Origin of the sequence: Mesorhizobium sp. BE184 (assembly GCF_031457045.1) — a bacterium.
Classification (GTDB): domain Bacteria; phylum Pseudomonadota; class Alphaproteobacteria; order Rhizobiales; family Rhizobiaceae; genus Mesorhizobium.
On the sequence record NZ_JAVDVU010000003.1, the window covers coordinates 816381 to 832751 of the forward strand.

General features: G+C 61.7%; 16 protein-coding genes. 10 read left to right on the forward strand and 6 right to left on the reverse strand.

The features are described from left to right. The first annotated feature begins 26 nt into the window (after nt 1-26). Both J2X35_RS17800 and J2X35_RS17805 read left to right on the forward strand, forming a co-directional pair. Nucleotides 27-422 carry a cupin domain-containing protein gene (locus tag J2X35_RS17800; RefSeq protein WP_056110853.1) on the forward strand — a complete coding sequence of 132 codons (396 nt, stop codon included), beginning with the start codon at nt 27-29 and terminating at the stop codon, nt 420-422. Between the two features lie 69 nt (nt 423-491). Continuing rightward, nucleotides 492-1793 carry a hypothetical protein gene (locus tag J2X35_RS17805; protein ID WP_310188592.1) on the forward strand — a complete coding sequence of 434 codons (1302 nt, stop codon included), beginning with the start codon at nt 492-494 and terminating at the stop codon, nt 1791-1793. A gap of 109 nt (nt 1794-1902) precedes the next feature. Here the strand turns inward: J2X35_RS17805 and J2X35_RS17810 are convergent, their stop codons facing one another. Next, complete coding sequence (locus tag J2X35_RS17810; protein WP_310188593.1) at nt 1903-2760, reverse strand: hypothetical protein; 858 nt, start codon at nt 2758-2760, stop codon at nt 1903-1905. A gap of 163 nt (nt 2761-2923) precedes the next feature. After that, complete coding sequence (locus tag J2X35_RS17815; protein WP_310188596.1) at nt 2924-4126, reverse strand: pyridoxal phosphate-dependent aminotransferase; 1203 nt, start codon at nt 4124-4126, stop codon at nt 2924-2926. 173 nt (nt 4127-4299) lie between these two features. Between J2X35_RS17815 and J2X35_RS17820 the strand changes: the two genes are divergently transcribed. The 4 genes from J2X35_RS17820 (at nt 4300) to J2X35_RS17835 (ending at nt 7434) form a co-directional block, all read left to right on the forward strand. Then, the gene (locus J2X35_RS17820; protein WP_056110845.1) at nt 4300-5208 is read left to right on the forward strand and encodes an EAL domain-containing protein; all 909 of its coding nucleotides are present in this window, start codon (nt 4300-4302) and stop codon (nt 5206-5208) included. Beyond that, nucleotides 5205-6062, forward strand: a complete 858-nt coding sequence (locus tag J2X35_RS17825; RefSeq protein ID WP_310188600.1) for an EAL domain-containing protein — start codon at nt 5205-5207, stop codon at nt 6060-6062. Before J2X35_RS17820 ends, J2X35_RS17825 begins: the two co-directional genes overlap by 4 nt. 105 nt (nt 6063-6167) lie before the next feature. After that, nucleotides 6168-6776 carry a glutathione S-transferase family protein gene (locus J2X35_RS17830; RefSeq protein ID WP_310188603.1) on the forward strand — a complete coding sequence of 203 codons (609 nt, stop codon included), beginning with the start codon at nt 6168-6170 and terminating at the stop codon, nt 6774-6776. 31 nt (nt 6777-6807) lie between these two features. Continuing rightward, nucleotides 6808-7434, forward strand: coding sequence for a glutathione S-transferase family protein (locus tag J2X35_RS17835; RefSeq protein ID WP_310188605.1), 627 nt, complete (start codon nt 6808-6810; stop codon nt 7432-7434). 247 nt (nt 7435-7681) lie between these two features. On the opposite strand, the gene J2X35_RS17840 is transcribed toward J2X35_RS17835, so the two are convergent. After that, entirely contained in the window at nt 7682-7894 is a 213-nt protein-coding gene (locus tag J2X35_RS17840) for a cold-shock protein (RefSeq protein ID WP_056110836.1), read from the reverse strand. A 314-nt stretch (nt 7895-8208) separates the two neighbouring features. Here J2X35_RS17840 and J2X35_RS17845 point away from each other — a divergent pair, with 314 nt between their 5' ends. After that, on the forward strand, nt 8209-8529 hold the full coding sequence (locus J2X35_RS17845) for a hypothetical protein (RefSeq protein ID WP_056115794.1): 321 nt from the start codon (nt 8209-8211) through the stop codon (nt 8527-8529). Between the two features lie 33 nt (nt 8530-8562). Here J2X35_RS17845 and J2X35_RS17850 read toward each other — a convergent pair whose 3' ends face one another. Continuing rightward, nucleotides 8563-9129, reverse strand: coding sequence for a methylated-DNA--[protein]-cysteine S-methyltransferase (locus tag J2X35_RS17850; RefSeq protein ID WP_310188608.1), 567 nt, complete (start codon nt 9127-9129; stop codon nt 8563-8565). 284 nt (nt 9130-9413) lie between these two features. Here J2X35_RS17850 and J2X35_RS17855 point away from each other — a divergent pair, with 284 nt between their 5' ends. Continuing rightward, on the forward strand, nt 9414-10145 hold the full coding sequence (locus J2X35_RS17855; protein ID WP_310188611.1) for a lytic transglycosylase domain-containing protein: 732 nt from the start codon (nt 9414-9416) through the stop codon (nt 10143-10145). A 66-nt stretch (nt 10146-10211) separates the two neighbouring features. Here J2X35_RS17855 and J2X35_RS17860 read toward each other — a convergent pair whose 3' ends face one another. Continuing rightward, complete coding sequence (locus tag J2X35_RS17860) at nt 10212-10856, reverse strand: LysE family translocator (RefSeq protein WP_310188614.1); 645 nt, start codon at nt 10854-10856, stop codon at nt 10212-10214. A gap of 257 nt (nt 10857-11113) precedes the next feature. Here J2X35_RS17860 and J2X35_RS17865 point away from each other — a divergent pair, with 257 nt between their 5' ends. Together J2X35_RS17865 and J2X35_RS17870 are read left to right on the forward strand one after the other, a co-directional pair. Then, entirely contained in the window at nt 11114-11863 is a 750-nt protein-coding gene (locus J2X35_RS17865) for a 2OG-Fe dioxygenase family protein (RefSeq protein ID WP_056110830.1), read from the forward strand. 43 nt (nt 11864-11906) lie between these two features. Then, nucleotides 11907-12656, forward strand: coding sequence for a class I SAM-dependent methyltransferase (locus J2X35_RS17870; protein WP_056110829.1), 750 nt, complete (start codon nt 11907-11909; stop codon nt 12654-12656). Between the two features lie 47 nt (nt 12657-12703). Here J2X35_RS17870 and carB read toward each other — a convergent pair whose 3' ends face one another. Continuing rightward, nucleotides 12704-16192, reverse strand: a complete 3489-nt coding sequence (gene carB, locus J2X35_RS17875; protein WP_310188619.1) for a carbamoyl-phosphate synthase large subunit — start codon at nt 16190-16192, stop codon at nt 12704-12706. Nucleotides 16193-16371: the final 179 nt, after the last annotated feature.

Consider the following 16371-nt stretch of genomic DNA (forward strand, 5'->3'; position numbering starts at 1 on the left):
TGTGCCCGACAACGGAGAACAAAATCATGAAAATCATTCCCGTCGGCAGCGTCGCCAGCGTCATCGCACCGGAGAGCTATTTTACCGGCAGGGTGGTGCAGACGCCGCTGATCAGTACCGAGGCGCCGGCGCGGCTCGCCTCGACGCTGGTGAATTTCGAACCCGGCGCACGAACGGTCTGGCACACGCATCCGCTCGGCCAGACGCTCTACGTCGTTTCCGGCGCCGGTCGCGTGCAGAGCTGGGGCGGTCCGATCCGCGAGATCAGGGCCGGCGACGTGGTGTTCTTCGAGCCGGGCGAAAAACACTGGCATGGCGCCGGGCCGAGTTCGGCCATGGCGCATGTGGCGATGCAGGAAGGCCTTGAAGGCCGCTATGTCGACTGGCTGGAGAAGGTCAGCGACGAACAGTATGCTGGTTGAGCGATTGAAAAAGACCGGTATCGGAGCGGTGCAAATAATGGGCATTTTTTCACTGTACCCGGCGAAATGATGATGCTCGACAATCCCGTTTCCCGATACGTGCAAACGCTGCGGCAGTCGCAGTGGGCATCGGTGGAAGACCTCCAGGAAATGCAGCGGTCGCTTCTGGAAAGGCTGCTTTCGCATGCGATCGCGGAGACGGACGCCTATCCCGCGCGATTGACGCCGGTAACCAATGCACAAGGCCGCATCGATCTTGCCCGCTGGTCCGAGCTTCCTTTTCTACAACGCTCCGATTTACAGGATAGGCAGGATGTCTTCCGTGCCCGAACGGTTCCGGAGGCGACTGGCAGCATTGTGCCGTTCTCAACCTCCGGCTCGACCGGCAGGCCCATTCACTTCGTTAAAAGCGCGCTGCTGACGCATTCTTCCCGTGCCATCGTCGAGCGCGCGCATGACTGGGCAGAAGCAGACCGCGATCTGCCTTATGTGACGATTTCCGTAGACCGGCGGGAAATAGGCCCGCCGCCCGACGGCCAGTTGCGCGCGCGCTGGTCGCATCTCGGGGGCGAAGGGCGGCATGGTTTTCTCTCGATCTCCGCACCAATAAGCGTGCAGGTGGATTTTCTGAACCGCATGCGTCCTGCCTATCTGAAAACCTATCCGACCAACATCGCGGCTCTTGCCAGATATGCTTCAGGGCTCCCCTGGCATTCCAACCTGCGGCACGTGTTCACCTTTGCCGAAACGTTGGCGGATGATCAGGTCGACATTGTGCGAGAGAAACTGGGCGTGGAAATCACTGATTTCTATGCCAGTGAAGAATCGGGCCAGATGGCGACACGATGTCCTCATTCCAACATGTATCATGTTGCCGCGGAATCGAACCTGGTGGAAGTGCTCAAGGACGACAACACGCCGTGTGGCCCCGGCGAAAGCGGGCGTGTCGTGGTGACGCCTTTCTATAATTATGCGTTGCCTCTCATCCGCTATGAACAGAACGACATAGCCGAGCTTCCGACGCAGCCATGTGGGTGTGGGCGCAGCTTGCCCACTATAAAACGCATACTCGGGCGAACCCGTGATATGTTCGTGCTGCCCGACGGAGATCGGGTCTGGCCGCAACTGCGGCCTCCTGCTGTGATGAAATTCCTTCCAGCCCGGCAGTGGCAGGCCGTACAGATCGCCCGTGATCACATCGAGGTGCGCTATGTCGATGATGGTTCGGGCCGGGAGCCGGATCAGCCGGCATTTCAAGACTATGTGCACGAGAAATTCGCGCCTGAGATTGCCTTGACGCTGGTTCAGGTGGACAAGATCGAGAGATCGGCGGGCGGAAAATTCCGGGAGTTCATCTCCTTGGTCGAATAGTCCCGGCGTCAAACGAAAAACCCGGTGCTCAATTCAAGCCACCAGGTTTTTCGTTGTCAGCTACGCAACAGGCAAAAATTCAGCCAGGAGGCGTTGTGCGTCCTGCGTATCAGGTGGGGGCTCCGCCACCTTCCTCAGAACCACCGCCGCCTTCTTCCGATCCGCCACCTTCCTCAGAACCGCCACCGACCGAAGGCGTATTGAAGGCGCCGCCAAGCGCGAAGAAGTCGAGCAAGCGTGTCCGCGGATCGTCTTCGCGGTGTCGAGCGAGAAGCGATTTGCCGCTTTCGCCGAAATAGATGCGCAGACCGGCACGGTACGTCTGGTAGTCGCTGCCGAAATTACCGTCGGCGAAGAGCGCGACGTTGTTGGCGGCGAAGGGAAGCATGGCTTCCGCGCCCACCTTGCCAAAGGTCTCATTGAACTGATGGCCGATGCCGCCGCTGATGCGGAAATTGTCGGTCGCATAGAACGCCGCCGTGAAGTCACCGGAGAAATAGGTCTCGTTGTCCGACGAGCCATCGACAATGTCGGCACCGGCGAACCCTTCGAGGCTGACTCGGTCCAGGTAGATTTCGCCCTCAGCTCCGAGCCGGAAAATATTGGCGTCCGGACCACCGGATGACAGGCGGGAATATTGCGCGTAGCCGCCCAGAAGACCACGATCCGGGTCGCGCCAGAAGCCATGCGCGGCAATGCCTGCGAGTGTCACATCGACCGCGCTGTCCAGACGCGCAAGGCCCGCGTCGACCTGTATGCCGAACTGGTCGCCAAGCGGCGCCGAAAAGGAGCCGACGCCGTATGCGCCATCCGCGTCGTCACCAGAATCGATGTCGGTGTTGATGTAACCAAACTCGATCTTTCCGTTGAAGCCGGAAACTGCTGGCTTAGTCCCCTCGAATTTCTCCTGGAAGTCAGCCGCACTTGCGGCGCCGCCCATCGCCAATGCAATGGCCGTCGTGGCCAATAATCTATTTCGCATAAAAACCCCCGGCGCCAATCTTTGCGAATTGGTATCTGGAGTCTTCAGGACCGCAATAGCGCCTTGCTTGTGCCGTCGATAAACTGTGGCTTTACGTTACGGAATCTTGCATGGAGTGGCTGCAATGTCACACTAGCCTCTATTTCACTCAGCTCAGGCTGGCGGTGAAGCGCTGGATGCGGGTGCAGGCTTCTTCCAGGTTCGCTTCCGACGTGGCGTAGGAAATTCGGAAGTTCGGTCCTAGCCCGAAGGCGCCGCCGAACACGACCGCGACGCCTTCCGCTTCCAGCAACGCGCCGCAGAAGGTCTTGTCGCTGTCGATGACGGCGCCTTCCCTGGTCTTCTTGCCGATCAGCGCCTCGCAGGACGGATAGACGTAGAAGGCGCCTTCGGGCGAAGGGCAAGTGATGCCGCGCGCCTGGTTGAGCATCGAGACGACGAGGTCGCGGCGGCCTTGGAAGATCGCCTTGTTCTTTTTGACGAAATCCTGCGGGCCGTTCAGCGCCTCGACCGAGGCCCACTGCGCCATGGTGCAGGCGCCGGAGGTCTGCTGACCCTGCAGCACGTCCATCGCCTTGATGAGTTCCAGCGGGCCGGCCGCGTAGCCGATACGCCAGCCGGTCATGGCGTAGGCCTTGGAGACGCCGTTCATGGTCAGCGTGCGCTCATAGAGGCGCGGCTCGACCTCGGCGATGGTGCGGAAGACGAAATCGCCATAGGTCAGGTGCTCGTACATGTCGTCGGTCAGAATCCAGACCTGCGGATGCTTGAGCAAGACATCACCCAGCGCCTTCAGCTCGGCCTCGGTGTAGGCGGCGCCCGACGGGTTGGACGGGGAATTCATGATCAGCCATTTGGTCTTCGGCGTGATCGCCTTTTCCAGGGCCCGCGGCGTCAGCTTGAAGCCGTCGGCGATCGAGGTCTCCGCGAACACCGATGTGCCGCCGCAGATCGCCACCATTTCCGGATAGCTGACCCAGTAGGGGCGGGGGATGATGACCTCGTCACCGGCATTGACCGTCGCCATCAGCGCGTTGAACAGGATCTGCTTGCCGCCGGTGCCGACAATGGTCTGGGCAGGCGTGTAGTCGAGGTTGTTCTCGCGCTTGAACTTCTGCGCGATCGCCTCGCGCAGCGGCACGATGCCGGAGACCGGCGGGTAGTTGGTCTCGCCGCGACGAATGGCGTCGATGGCTGCGTTCTTGATGTTGTCCGGCGTGTCGAAATCCGGTTCGCCGACGCTCAGGTCGATGATGTCGCGTCCGGCCTTTTTCAGTTCGCGCGCCTTTTGCGTCATCGCGATTGTCGCGGAGGGTTTCACGCGCGAAAGGGCATCGGAAAGAAAGGCCATGGCAGGGGATCTCCGGGTCGAGAACTGGTCGCGGCGCTTCTATTGTCCCATTGCCCTGCCGAGCGCAAGCATCGTCGAATGGACCAGCTCCGTAAAACGCCAGGCTGCCCATTAACGGGCGGTAAAACGTTCGCTGGTTAGATGCGCCGTTGGCCGGTATGCAGTGAGGAGCCGTGGCGCGCAGTACAGGGCTTGCCCATATTATTCGTCAGGACGACGGCACCTCCACCGGTGTGTGGGGACTCTATACGCTTAAGAGCGCCTTCCAGCCGATTTTCGCCTTCCATAACGGCAAGCTTTCGGTGGCCGCTTTCGAGGGGCTGATACGCCCTTTCCGCGACGGCGAACCGCAGTCGCCCGGAACCTTCTTCAACACCTGTCCCGCCGTCGATCGGCTGCATATCGAGGCGCTGACCCGCACGCTGCATCTGCTCAATGCCGGTGCCTGCCTGCCGCAGGAAGCGTCTATCTTCGTCAATTTCGATCCATCGGTGTTCACGACCCGCGAAATCTCCGATTCGGCCCTGCGCGAAATGCGGCTTGTGCTGCACGAGGCGGGGATCGATCCGCGCCGTGTCGTCTGCGAGGTGACGGAGCAGCGCACCGCATCTGAAGAGGTGCTTTACCAATTCGTCGAGGCGCTGCGCGGCAACGGCTTCCGAATTGCGGTCGACGACTACGGCGCCGACGATTCCGACATCAACCGGATCAAGGAACTGCGGCCCGACATCGTCAAGTTCGATGCCCAGTGGATTACGCATCTGATGGATTCTGGCGCGGGTTTCGCCTTGCTCAAGACGATGGTCTCCAGCTTCGAGGAACAGGGCATCCGCACCGTCTTTGAAGGCATCGAGGAGAGCTGGCAGCTCGACCTCGCCGAGCAGTCCGGCGCTTCGATGGTGCAGGGCTATGTGCTGGCGCGGCCGGAACTCGCTCCGACAAGCTTCCGGGTGTTCAGCACGCCGCGCCCGGTCAATTCGGTCGAGACCGGCGCCGGCGGCATGGCAAGCGAACCGGTGGTGCAGCCGCCCTTGCGGTCCGGCCGCCCGGTCAAGGCCTTCGGCCGGCGGGCGTCGCAATGACGAAGGGTGTGGAGCGCCGGCGCAACGTCCATGACGCCATATTCGCCGACGAAATTGGCATAGAATATGGCGTCGTTGGGGACCACCGTCTGTGGACGGCCTATCAACCCATCTTCGCGCCGCGCGACGCCGTGCTCGATCCGGTCGCCGTCGAAGCCCTGATGCAGCCGCGGCTCTCCGGGGAAGTGGTCCCGGTCGACACCTTCCTGGCCGGTCTGGCCGCTGAAGACAGGCTGTTTGTCGAAACCCTGTCGCGGACACTGCATATCCGGAACTTCCGCAATCTCGACGCCCAAGGCTTGCAGCTGTTCTTCAACTACGACCCTTGCGTCAACGATCATCCGGGGCGGGCATTGGCCGATCTTGCCAATTTGCGCGAGCAGATCGAGGAATGCGCAATGGACCCAGCGGATCTCGTCTGCGAGATCATCGAGAAGGAGGCCGCGGACGACGATCTTCTGGCCGAGATCGTGCAGGAAATGCGCCGCCTCGGTCTGCGGGTCGCGATCGATGATTTTGGCTCCGATCACTCGACAGAGGATCGTTTGCGGCTGCTGCAACCGGATATCGTCAAGATCGACGGCGGCTGGTTCGCGGAACTGTGCCGCCATACGGCGGCGGAACGGCTGTTCCGGGCGCTTCTTTCATTGCTGCACGAGCGGGGGGCCAAGGTTTTGGTCGAGGGGATCGAGCAGCCGCTGCACCTGCGTGTCGCGCTCGATGGCGGCGCCGATATGCTGCAAGGATTTCTGCTTGGCCGTGCCGCGCCTGCCGGAGCGATCTTCGACGAGACGCCGCTCGAACTGGACAGGCTGCTTTATCAGGGCAGCAATGTGATTTCGTTGTTCGGCTAGGTGCGCGCCTGATCCATCAGCAAGGTTGATCCTCGCACAAGAACAAATCACTGGATTGCGACCCTCTCATGCGGCAATGCTCATGCCTCTTTGAGGGGAGTGCGCATGACCACGCTTTATGGAATGGCCGACAGCGGCAACTGCTACAAGCCCCGGCTGCTGATGGCCAAGCTCGGCATTCCCTTCACCAATGTAGAGGTCAGTTCGCACACCGGCGATACCCGCAAACCGGACTATGTGGCGAAGAATCCGAACGCCATGGTGCCGCTGCTGGAACTGGATGACGGCAGACGCCTGGCAGAATCCAACGCGATCCTGCTCTACCTTGCCGAAGGAACGCGCTTTCTGCCCTCCGACAGGTTTGAGCGGGCGCTGGCCTACCAGTGGCTGTTCTTCGAGCAATACAGCCATGAGCCGTATATCGCCGTGCGGCGGGCGCTGCTGACTTTCCCCGAACGCGCCAGGGACGCCACGCCGGAACGGCTGGCGACGACGCTTGAGCGGGGCAACAAGGCGCTGGGCGTGATGGAACAGCGCCTGGCGGCGAGCCCGTTTTTCGCCGGCGGTTACAGCGTCGCCGATATTGCGCTCTATGCTTACACGCATGATGCGGGAGCAGGCGGCTTCGATCTTGGCGCCTATCCGGCCGTCTCGGCGTGGCTGAAGCGGGTCGAGGCCGATCCGGGCCACGTGCCGATGGATTGGCTGCCATGAGCTTCCGTCGGCTGTTTCAAGGAGATCGCCTGTGATCCTGATCGGACAATATGATTCATCGTTCGTCCGCCGGGTTGGCATCGCGCTGACGCTTTACGACCTGCCGTTCGAGCACCGGCCGTGGTCCACCTTCGGCGATGCGGACAAGATCCGGCCGTACAACCCGCTGACGAGAGTGCCGACTCTGGTGCTGGACGATGGTGACGTGCTGATCGAGAGCCATCTGATCATCGAGCATGTCGACCGGCTGGTCGGACCGGAGCGGGCGATGTACCCGGCGGCGGAACCGCAGCGCCATCGGGCGGTGAAAATCGCGGCGCTGGCGATGGGCATGGCGGACAAGGCCGTCAGCCTGTTCTACGAGATGAGGCTGCACAGCCACGTTTCCGACCAGTGGGTGGCACGGTGCAAGGCGCAGATCGACAGCGTTCTGGCGGTTCTGGAAGAGGATCGCGCGGCGCGCGGCACGGACTACTGGTTCGGGGAGCGGATCGGCCATGCCGACATCGCCGTTGCGGTCGCCTTGCGGCACCTCAACGATTCGCATCCGGGGCTCATCGACATGGCAGCCTATCCGGCGCTTTCGGCGCACGCGGCGCAGCTTGAGGCCATGCCGGTGTTCCAGTCGGTGTCGCAGCCCTTCATCGCGCCATCGTAAGGCGGCACTGCTTTTCGTCGCACCAAACCGACCGCTTTGGGCGGCATGCACCAGGCAAACAAAAAGGCGGGCATAGCCCGCCTTCCATTGTCAGGTAGCCTGACCGGGAGTTTTTTGACCGATGCCGGCGGCAATCTGCCGCTTCGGCTTTTCGGACCTTCCACTCCGGCGCGCTTCTCGCGCGGCCATCAGTACATCCGTGACCTGCCGTGCGCCCCGAGCCTTCGCCCGGCGCGCGCCTTGCAGATCAGGCTGCCTTGCTCAGAGACCCAGCGGACGACTTGCCGGTGCGGCGGTCCTGCTCGATCTCGAAGTTGATCTTCTGACCTTCGACGAGCGTCGAAAGACCAGCCCGCTCAACGGCGGAGATATGAACGAAAACGTCGGCGCCGCCGTTATCGGGCTGGATGAAACCATAACCCTTGGTGGCGTTGAACCATTTTACCGTTCCAGTTGCCATGCGATTTTTCCTTACAGTTCGCTTGCTTTGCTTTGACCGAATGAATTCCCGGTCGATTGTATCGAGATTTTGGAGAAAGACGTCAGCAAACGCGAAAATCGCGAGGCGCGGGTCAATCGGCCCGAAATATCAACGCCGTCCATATAAGCGGCTTTAGCGGTAAAAACAAGATAGCGTGATCGAACGGGCGCTTCCAAGACCGCAAACCACGTCCAATGCGACGCAGGCCGCAGCCATGAAACTCTTGCGGCACGGCGTGCGTTGTAGTCGATTGCCGATCGGGCACAGATGCAGCCCGCTGCTGGAGAATGCCGATGAAGACCGTCTTGTTCACTGTTTGCCTTTCGCTGGTAGCGGTGCAGGCACATGCAATCTCACGCTATAATCCCACCCAGATGAGTTGCGACCGGGTGCAGTCAACCGTCGATCGTCAAGGCGCGGTGATCCTGCGCTACACGTCGCCCCGTTCGGGCGTGCCGCTGTACGACCGGTACGTGCGCGACAGCCGCTTTTGTCCCAACGGGCAGATACGAAACCAGGTCTTTGTGCCCAGTGCCGATATCAAGTCCTGCCCGGTTTATAACTGCAAAGAGCAGGAGCGGGACCGTCGTTTCCCTTGGCTCCTTGACGACTAGGCTCCTTTAGGGATCAGCCGGTCACGCTGGAAGTCAGAAACCGAATGATTTCTGCGCCACGGGAGGCGGGCCTAGCCGCACGCCTTCCAGCGCCAGCATCTTTTCCTTGGTGACCGCGCCGCCCGGAGCGGAAAAGCCGCCAATCTTGCCGCCGGCCGCCGTTATGCGGTGGCAGGGTATGACCAGCGGGACGGGATTGGCACCCAGCGCGGCGCCCGTTTCGCGCGGAAGACCGGCATGGCCGGCGCGCTTCGCCAATTCGCCATAGGTCGTGGTTTCGCCGAACCGCAGTTTCCTGGCTTCGCCGTAAATGGCGAGCCGAAACTCATCCACGTCCGACAAATCCACCGGTACGTCGGAGAAATCCACGATTTCTCCGACGGCGTAGGCCTTGATCCCGTTGACCGCGGCGGCGATCCAGTCCGGCAGGTGGCCCTGGCCGGAATCCGTGAAGCCGAGACGCGATAGCCGATGCTCGACCGCGCTTCGGCTGGATTGCGGCAGGCACAGACGTGTCAGCCCCGAGGCGCTCCACGCAATGCCCATGAAACCCATGGCGGTTTCGAAAACCATATGACCGGAGGATGCTATGGCTGTCATGGCCTGCTCCTTGAAATCGTGTACAAATCAGGAACAGAATTGCATTTTCCGTCTGTTCGCACCACCCGAAACTTGCAGAAGGCACGGATTGCGGGGCGAGGGAAGCTGCTGTAAGGAAAACTTAACGTCCGATCAACGGAACCAGACGGCGCTTGGCTTCCTCTCCGATCCTTCTGGCAGTCGCTGCGCGATTGCGCCCACAGCCGCTCTTGGCCATTTTCCTGCTCGCCTGCGGGAGCGTTTCCGGATGCTCAACGACTTCACAGGTCGCGCAGGCGCCGAGCATGGCGCAAACAGCAGGCGCCGCTGCCGGAACGGATGCAGGCTATCCCGTGCTGCCGGAGACGGTTTCGGTTCTGCCTCAGCCGTCCAACCCCGCCTATGCGGGTGGCGACAACGTTGCCGGCGTCGTCGTTCAAGGCCAGATGGTTGCAACCGCGTCCGCGCAGGGCGGCGCGCCCGCGGTCGCGGCGCAGACGGCGGCTTTTGCCGGGCCGACGCCACAGGCTGTGCAGCCTGCCGGCGCACCGATCACAGCACCGGCCGGTCTGGCGGTTGCCATGGTCGTGCCGGAGGCTCCGAGCAAGCCGGCGACCGGCGTGCGCGGCGAGATCGACAAGCTGATCGACAAATATGCCGCTGTTTATGAAGTGCCGGTCGATCTGGTGCGCCATGTGGTCAATCGGGAAAGCACGTTCAATCCCCGCGCCTACAATCGCGGCCATTGGGGGCTGATGCAGATCAAGCACGCCACGGCGCGCGGCATGGGCTATGGCGGGCCGGCGAGCGGCCTGTTCGACGCTGAAACCAATCTGAAATACGCAGTCAAGTATCTGCGCGGCGCCTGGCTGGTGTCCGACGGCAATCCCAAGCGGGCGGACCGGCTCTACCAGACCGGTTATTACTACGAAGCCAAGCGCAAGGGCATGCTGGAGGCGACGGGCCTCGGCGTCGACCGCAAGCGCCGGCAACGCGGACCGGCGCCGGCAATTCCGTCTGCGGAACCGGAAGCCTGATCGCGGCGAAACGCTCGCGCCATCCCGGATTCTAACTGCTTCCTGAAAACCTCCCGACCCTACCGGCTAGCCCAGCGCGACCCGTTCGCCGTGGCGGTACAGCGCCAGCGATCCTGCAAGAACCAGGAACGTGATCCCGCACAAGCGGTCCAGCCAGACGGCGCCTGGCTTTTTCAGGAACCGGACGATCTGCGAGCCGAAACCGGCATAGGCCAGCATCGCCACGATATCCACGATCGCCACGATCAGGGACATTTCCAGATATTGACGGCTTTGCGGACGGCCCGGATCGATGAACTGTGGCAGCAGCGCGGCGAAGAAGAGATAGTTCTTCGGGTTGCTGACCGCGATCAGAACGCCCTTGAGGAAGATCGATTCCGAGCGTTCGGATGCCCGTTTCTCCACGGACGACAATTCATCGCTCAGCCCGCCCGACGCCAGCAATCGGATGCCAAGGAAAGCCAGATAGCAAACGCCGGCCCATTTGAAGATCGAGAACAGAAGTTCCGAGGCGACAAACAGGGCGCCGAAACCGGCGGCGACGACGGCGATCAATATCAGGTCCGCCAGGATAACCCCGGCCATACCGATGCAGGCGCGGCGCACGCCGAAGCGTGATCCGTTGGAGAGGGCAAGCAACATGTCCGGTCCGGGGGATGCGATGCTGATCATGGTAACCAGCGTGAACGCAACCAGGGTCGCGTCATCCATGGCAATCCTCCACATCCATGCGGTTTGCCGGCTTAGCCGCCGATCCGCCTCCTCGCGGTCGGCAACGAGACATGACGTCACGTCATATCAGGGACATCGCATTCTGCGAAAGATTAAGTTGGAAAAGTAGTCTCTGCAATAGGAAATGTCGCTGAAAAAAAATTGTTGACGCATATCTTCAGCTTTGCAAGATTTGTCTCAAAATCAAGACGGTCTACCTCGAGTGTGTTTTCTTAGACGCGAAAGGGCTTTCGAACATGACCAAGGTTTCAGCAACAGAACTTGACAATCCGGCCCGCAAGATCGCTTTGGATCATCTGCAAGCCCAAGGCTACACGCGGCAGGGTCTTCCATTGGACCAGGACGTGGCGCAGGCTTTTGCTCAACTCGCCAACGGCGCCTGGGAACTTCCCATCGACGTCTACTACAAGCCGGGCAACCGCCGGCGTACCATCAACCGCTACCGGGCGGTGGTGACGGAAGACGGCATCGAGATTTCGTCGGCCGAAGACGGCACGCCTTACTTCCAGGACAAGAAATACAACACCACGCTGGGCGGCATGGGCCGGGAATATCCGCCCCTGCCGGCGGCACTTTCGTCCAGCCCCGGCCTGCACAAGGCAATCGCGCACCATCTGGCCAGGCTTCCGCTGTCGGTGCCGGGCCAGCAGTATGACGTGAATTTGCACGTGATGCGGTACTCGGCCCTGCCGGACAAGCCCTGCGACACGAGCCCCTCCGGCTTCCACAAGGACGGCGAGAAATACATTGCCGTCACCCTGTTGGCCTTCTGCGGCGTTTCCGGCGGGGAGGTGGCCATCGCCAACAACGACAAGGTGCAGCAGGACAGCTTTGTCATGCGCGAGATCGGCGAGACCTACACGATCGACGACGAGAAGGTCTGGCACAAAATGTCGCCCGTGCATGTCGCCCCGCACAACGGCTTCGCCTATCGCGACATCCTTCTGTTCGATTTCATTCCGGTAGGCTGGACGGCGACGTACTGAAGAATCTCATTTTCCTTTCCTCAAGATCAACGGCGGGCTCATCATGGATGTTTTCACCTATCTGGAACCCGACAATTACGAGATGGAGGAATGGTCCCGGCCCGACGAGATGGGCATGTTCCAGGGCTTCTGGATGCATGCGCAGGCCGAGCTGGATAGCCTGCGCAAGGCCAGGATCGCGGATTTGTGCTGTGGCACCGGCATGTCCCTGCTTGGAATGGCGTCGCACCCCAACATCGCATCGGCGGTTGGCGTCGATATCGAGGAACGGAACATCGCGTTCTGCCGGTCGCGGTTCCAGACATACAGCAAGGTCAGCTTTGTTCTGGCCGACGTGCTGAAATGGCTGGCGACGGAAAAAGACTACGATCTGCTAACCTTGTCCTCGGCGTTCCACCATATCGACCATCCGCGCCAGCAGCATTTCGCCGACCTGATCTGCGGCGCCCTGAAGCCCGGCGCCAAGGCGATCTTCGCCGAAAACATCGTGGCGCCGTTCGAGAAGGCGCTAACGCCGGGCTACATGAAGTCGGTCACGGCGTTTTATGACGCGGTCCATGACGCGGCCGTGCAGAGCCGTCCGAACATTCCCAACCGGATCAAGAAGCTGATCAAGGAAAATGTCACGCTTGCCGAGCGTGGCGAGGTGGAATTCAAGGTGTGCCGGCCTCACTTCGTGAAGAACATGGAAAACGCCGGAATGAAGCTGCTCTACGAAGACAAGTGCTGGCCCATGGGCCGGACGCTGCCGGGCAATGCCGGCAACTTCGTCTTCGTCTTCGAGAAGCTGTAAGGGGCGGACAGGGAACCGGATTCGCCTGCCACTACCAGGACCCGGTTCTAGAAATAGTCCTGCAGGGGCCGGACCTCTAGGCTGCCGGCTTTCAGCGCGGCAATCGCCTCCGCCACCGCTTCGGCGCCCCACAGCGTGGTGTAGTAGGGCACTTTCTGCATCAGCGCGGCGCGGCGCAGCGATTTCGAATCCGATCCCAGCTTGTTGCGGTCGGTGGTGTTGAAGACGATGTGGACCTGCCGGTTGCGGATGGCGTCCTCAATGTGCGGCCGTCCTTCCTGCACCTTGTTGATTTTTTCCGCGTCGACGCCTTTTTCCTGCAGAAAACGAGCTGTCCCGGAGCTGCCGAGGACCTTGAAACCAAGATCTGCAAGCCGCTTGACGGTGGGCAGGATGCCGTCCTTGTCCTCGTCGCGCACCGAGACGAACAGGGTGCCGGACCGGGGCAGGTCGATGTTGACGCCGAGCTGGCTCTTGGCGAAGGCCATGGCGAAATCGCGGTCCAGCCCCATGGCCTCGCCGGTCGATTTCATTTCCGGCCCGAGCAGGATGTCCACGCCGGGGAACCGGGCAAAGGGGAACGCCGCTTCCTTGACCGCTACATGGCCGGGATTGCGAGGGTCCGGCATGGCGCCATAGTGGGCGAAAGCGTCTTCCAGCTTTTCGCCCGCCATGATGCGGGCCGCGATCTTGGCGATGGGGCGGCCAATCGTCTTGGCGACGAAGGGCACGGTGCGGGAGGCGCGCGGATTCACTTCGAGCACATAGATGATGCCGTCCTTGATTGCGTACTGGACGTTCATCAGGCCGCCGACATGCAACGCGCGGGCAAGAGCCGACGTCTGCCGTTCCAGTTCATCGACCATCTCGCTCGAAAGCGAGTGGACCGGCAACGAGCAGGCGCTGTCGCCGGAATGGATGCCGGCTTCCTCGATGTGCTCCATGATGCCGGAGATGAAGGTGGTCTTGCCGTCGCTGAGGCAATCGACATCGACTTCGACCGCGCCCGACAGGTAGGTGTCGAAAAGGAGCGGATTCTTGCCGAGCAGGGTGTTGATCTGACCGGTCTTGTCGTTCGGGTATTTCTGCTTGATGTCTTCGGGTACCAGACCCGGCACGGTGTCGAGAAGATAGGACTGGAGCTGGCTCTCGTCGTGGATGATCTGCATGGCGCGGCCGCCCAGCACATAGGACGGGCGCACAACGAGCGGAAAACCGAGTTCGCCCGCGACAAGGCGCGCCTGTTCAACCGAATAGGCGATGCCGTTCTTCGGCTGGGTGAGCGACAGTTTCTGCAAGAGCTTCTGGAAACGGTCGCGATCCTCGGCCAGGTCGATCATGTCGGGCGATGTGCCGAGGATCGGGATGCCTGCCTTTTCGAGGGCCTCGGCCAGTTTGAGCGGCGTCTGCCCGCCGAACTGCACGATGACGCCGACCAGCGTGCCGGCCGTCTGCTCGACGCGCAGGATTTCCAGCACGTCTTCGGGCGTCAGCGGTTCGAAGTAGAGACGGTCCGACGTGTCATAGTCGGTCGAGACCGTTTCGGGGTTGCAGTTGACCATAATCGCCTCGAAGCCTGCGTCGCGCAGTGCAAAGGCCGCATGGCAGCAGCAATAGTCGAACTCGATGCCCTGGCCGATGCGGTTCGGGCCGCCGCCGAGGATGACGACCTTCTTGCGCGTCGATACCATCGCCTCGTCGGCCAGCTTGCCGGCGAAGGGAACCTCGTAGGTCGAATACATATAGGCCGTGGGCGAGGCGAACTCGGCGGCACAGGTGTCGATGCGCTTGTAAACCGGATGAACGCCGGCCTTTTCACGAATCTTCTGAATCTCTTGCGTGTCTTTCTTTACGAGTGACGCGAGGCGTGCGTCCGAGAAGCCCATGGCCTTCAGCATGCGCAGATTGGCAGGGTCCTCGGGCAGGCCGTGCTCGCGCACGCGCGCTTCCATGGCGACGATCCCGGCGATCTGTTCCAGGAACCAGGGGTCGATCCGGCACATCGCATGGACGTCTTCGAGCGAAACGCCCATGCGGATCGCCTGCGCCACCATGCGCAGCCGATCGGGCGTCGGCGTTGCAAGCGCGCCGCGGATGGCATTGCGGTGATCATCCGCGTCGCCCTGACCGACGCCGGGTATCTCGATCTCGTCCAGACCGCTAAGGCCCGTCTCCAAACCGCGCAGCGCCTTCTGCAGGGATTCCTGAAAAGTCCTGCCGATGGCCATGACTTCGCCGACCGATTTCATGGCGGTAGTCAGGGTGGTTTCGGCGCCGGGGAATTTCTCGAAGGCGAAGCGCGGGATCTTGGTGACGACATAGTCGATGGACGGTTCGAACGAGGCCGGGGTGGCGCCGCCGGTGATGTCATTTTCCAACTCGTCCAGCGTGTAGCCGACGGAAAGCTTCGCGGCGATCTTGGCGATAGGGAAACCCGTCGCCTTGGAGGCGAGCGCGGAGGAACGCGAGACGCGCGGGTTCATCTCGATGACGACGAGCCGGCCGTCGGCGGGATTGACCGCGAACTGCACGTTGGAGCCGCCGGTCTCGACGCCGATCTCGCGCAGCACCGCGATCGAGGCGTTGCGCATGATCTGGTATTCCTTGTCGGTCAGCGTCAGCGCCGGCGCGACGGTGATGGAGTCGCCGGTGTGGACGCCCATCGGGTCGATGTTTTCGATCGAGCATATGATGATGCAATTGTCCGCCCTGTCGCGGACAACCTCCATCTCATACTCCTTCCAGCCGAGGACGGATTCTTCGATCAGAACCTCTGTCGTGGGGGAGGCATCGAGACCGGACTGGACGATGTCGTAGAATTCGGCGCGGTTGTAGGCGATGCCGCCGCCGGTGCCGCCCATGGTGAAGGAGGGACGGATGATCGCCGGCAGGCCGACGTGATCGAGCGCCTGCGCGGCAATGGCCATGCCGTGGCTGATGTAGCGCTGCTTGCGGTCGCCTTCGCCCAGGTTCCATTGTGTTTCCAGCGCGTCGAGTGCCGTATCCAGATCGGCCGGCGCCTCGGCTTTCAGCGCGGCGCGCTGGGCCTCGTGCTTCTTTCGATCCTCGTCTTTGACGGCCGACGCATTGGCCAGCATCGAACGGGGTGTTTCCAGCCCGATCTTCGCCATGGCTTCGCGAAAGAGCGAGCGGTCCTCGGCCTTGTCGATCGCCTGGGCGTCGGCGCCGATCATCTCGACGCCGTAGCGCTCCAGAACGCCCATACGACGAAGCGACAGCGCTGTGTTGAGTGCGGTCTGGCCGCCCATTGTCGGAAGCAGCGCGTCGGGCCGCTCCTTGGCGATGATCTTGGCCACCACTTCCGGCGTGATCGGCTCGATGTAGGTGGCGTCGGCCAGTTCGGGATCGGTCATGATCGTGGCCGGATTCGAATTGACCAGGATGACGCGAAAGCCTTCCTCCCGCAGCGCCTTGCAGGCCTGGGTGCCGGAATAGTCGAACTCGCAGGCTTGGCCGATGACAATGGGGCCGGCCCCGATGATCAGGATCGACTTGATGTCGGTGCGTCTTGGCATGGGTGGCGGTCCGTCCGGGCAGTGGCTTGCGCAAAAAGCCGGGCGGAGGTTCTCCGTTCGCGCGCTAACGCGCCGCGGGGCCGACCGGTGCACAAGGGTCTAGATCAAGGCTAGACCGGGCTTATAGGGGAGGTTGAGCCACTATGTAACCCCCAAAAATGCGACCTTCTGGTCTCCCC

Bases quoted from the DNA above. Each gene is read 5' to 3' on its own strand.
- J2X35_RS17800 (WP_056110853.1), top strand. From the start codon at position 27: ATGAAAATCATTCCCGTCGGCAGCGTCGCCAGCGTCATCGCACCGGAG.
- J2X35_RS17805 (WP_310188592.1), top strand. From the start codon at position 492: ATGATGCTCGACAATCCCGTTTCCCGATACGTGCAAACGCTGCGGCAG.
- J2X35_RS17815 (WP_310188596.1), bottom strand. From the start codon at position 4,126: ATGGCCTTTCTTTCCGATGCCCTTTCGCGCGTGAAACCCTCCGCGACA.
- J2X35_RS17825 (WP_310188600.1), top strand. From the start codon at position 5,205: ATGACGAAGGGTGTGGAGCGCCGGCGCAACGTCCATGACGCCATATTC.
- J2X35_RS17830 (WP_310188603.1), top strand. From the start codon at position 6,168: ATGACCACGCTTTATGGAATGGCCGACAGCGGCAACTGCTACAAGCCC.
- J2X35_RS17840 (WP_056110836.1), bottom strand. From the start codon at position 7,894: ATGGCAACTGGAACGGTAAAATGGTTCAACGCCACCAAGGGTTATGGT.
- J2X35_RS17845 (WP_056115794.1), top strand. From the start codon at position 8,209: ATGAAGACCGTCTTGTTCACTGTTTGCCTTTCGCTGGTAGCGGTGCAG.
- J2X35_RS17850 (WP_310188608.1), bottom strand. From the start codon at position 9,129: ATGACAGCCATAGCATCCTCCGGTCATATGGTTTTCGAAACCGCCATG.
- J2X35_RS17855 (WP_310188611.1), top strand. From the start codon at position 9,414: ATGGCGCAAACAGCAGGCGCCGCTGCCGGAACGGATGCAGGCTATCCC.
- J2X35_RS17860 (WP_310188614.1), bottom strand. From the start codon at position 10,856: ATGGATGACGCGACCCTGGTTGCGTTCACGCTGGTTACCATGATCAGC.
- J2X35_RS17865 (WP_056110830.1), top strand. From the start codon at position 11,114: ATGACCAAGGTTTCAGCAACAGAACTTGACAATCCGGCCCGCAAGATC.
- J2X35_RS17870 (WP_056110829.1), top strand. From the start codon at position 11,907: ATGGATGTTTTCACCTATCTGGAACCCGACAATTACGAGATGGAGGAA.
- carB (WP_310188619.1), bottom strand. From the start codon at position 16,192: ATGCCAAGACGCACCGACATCAAGTCGATCCTGATCATCGGGGCCGGC.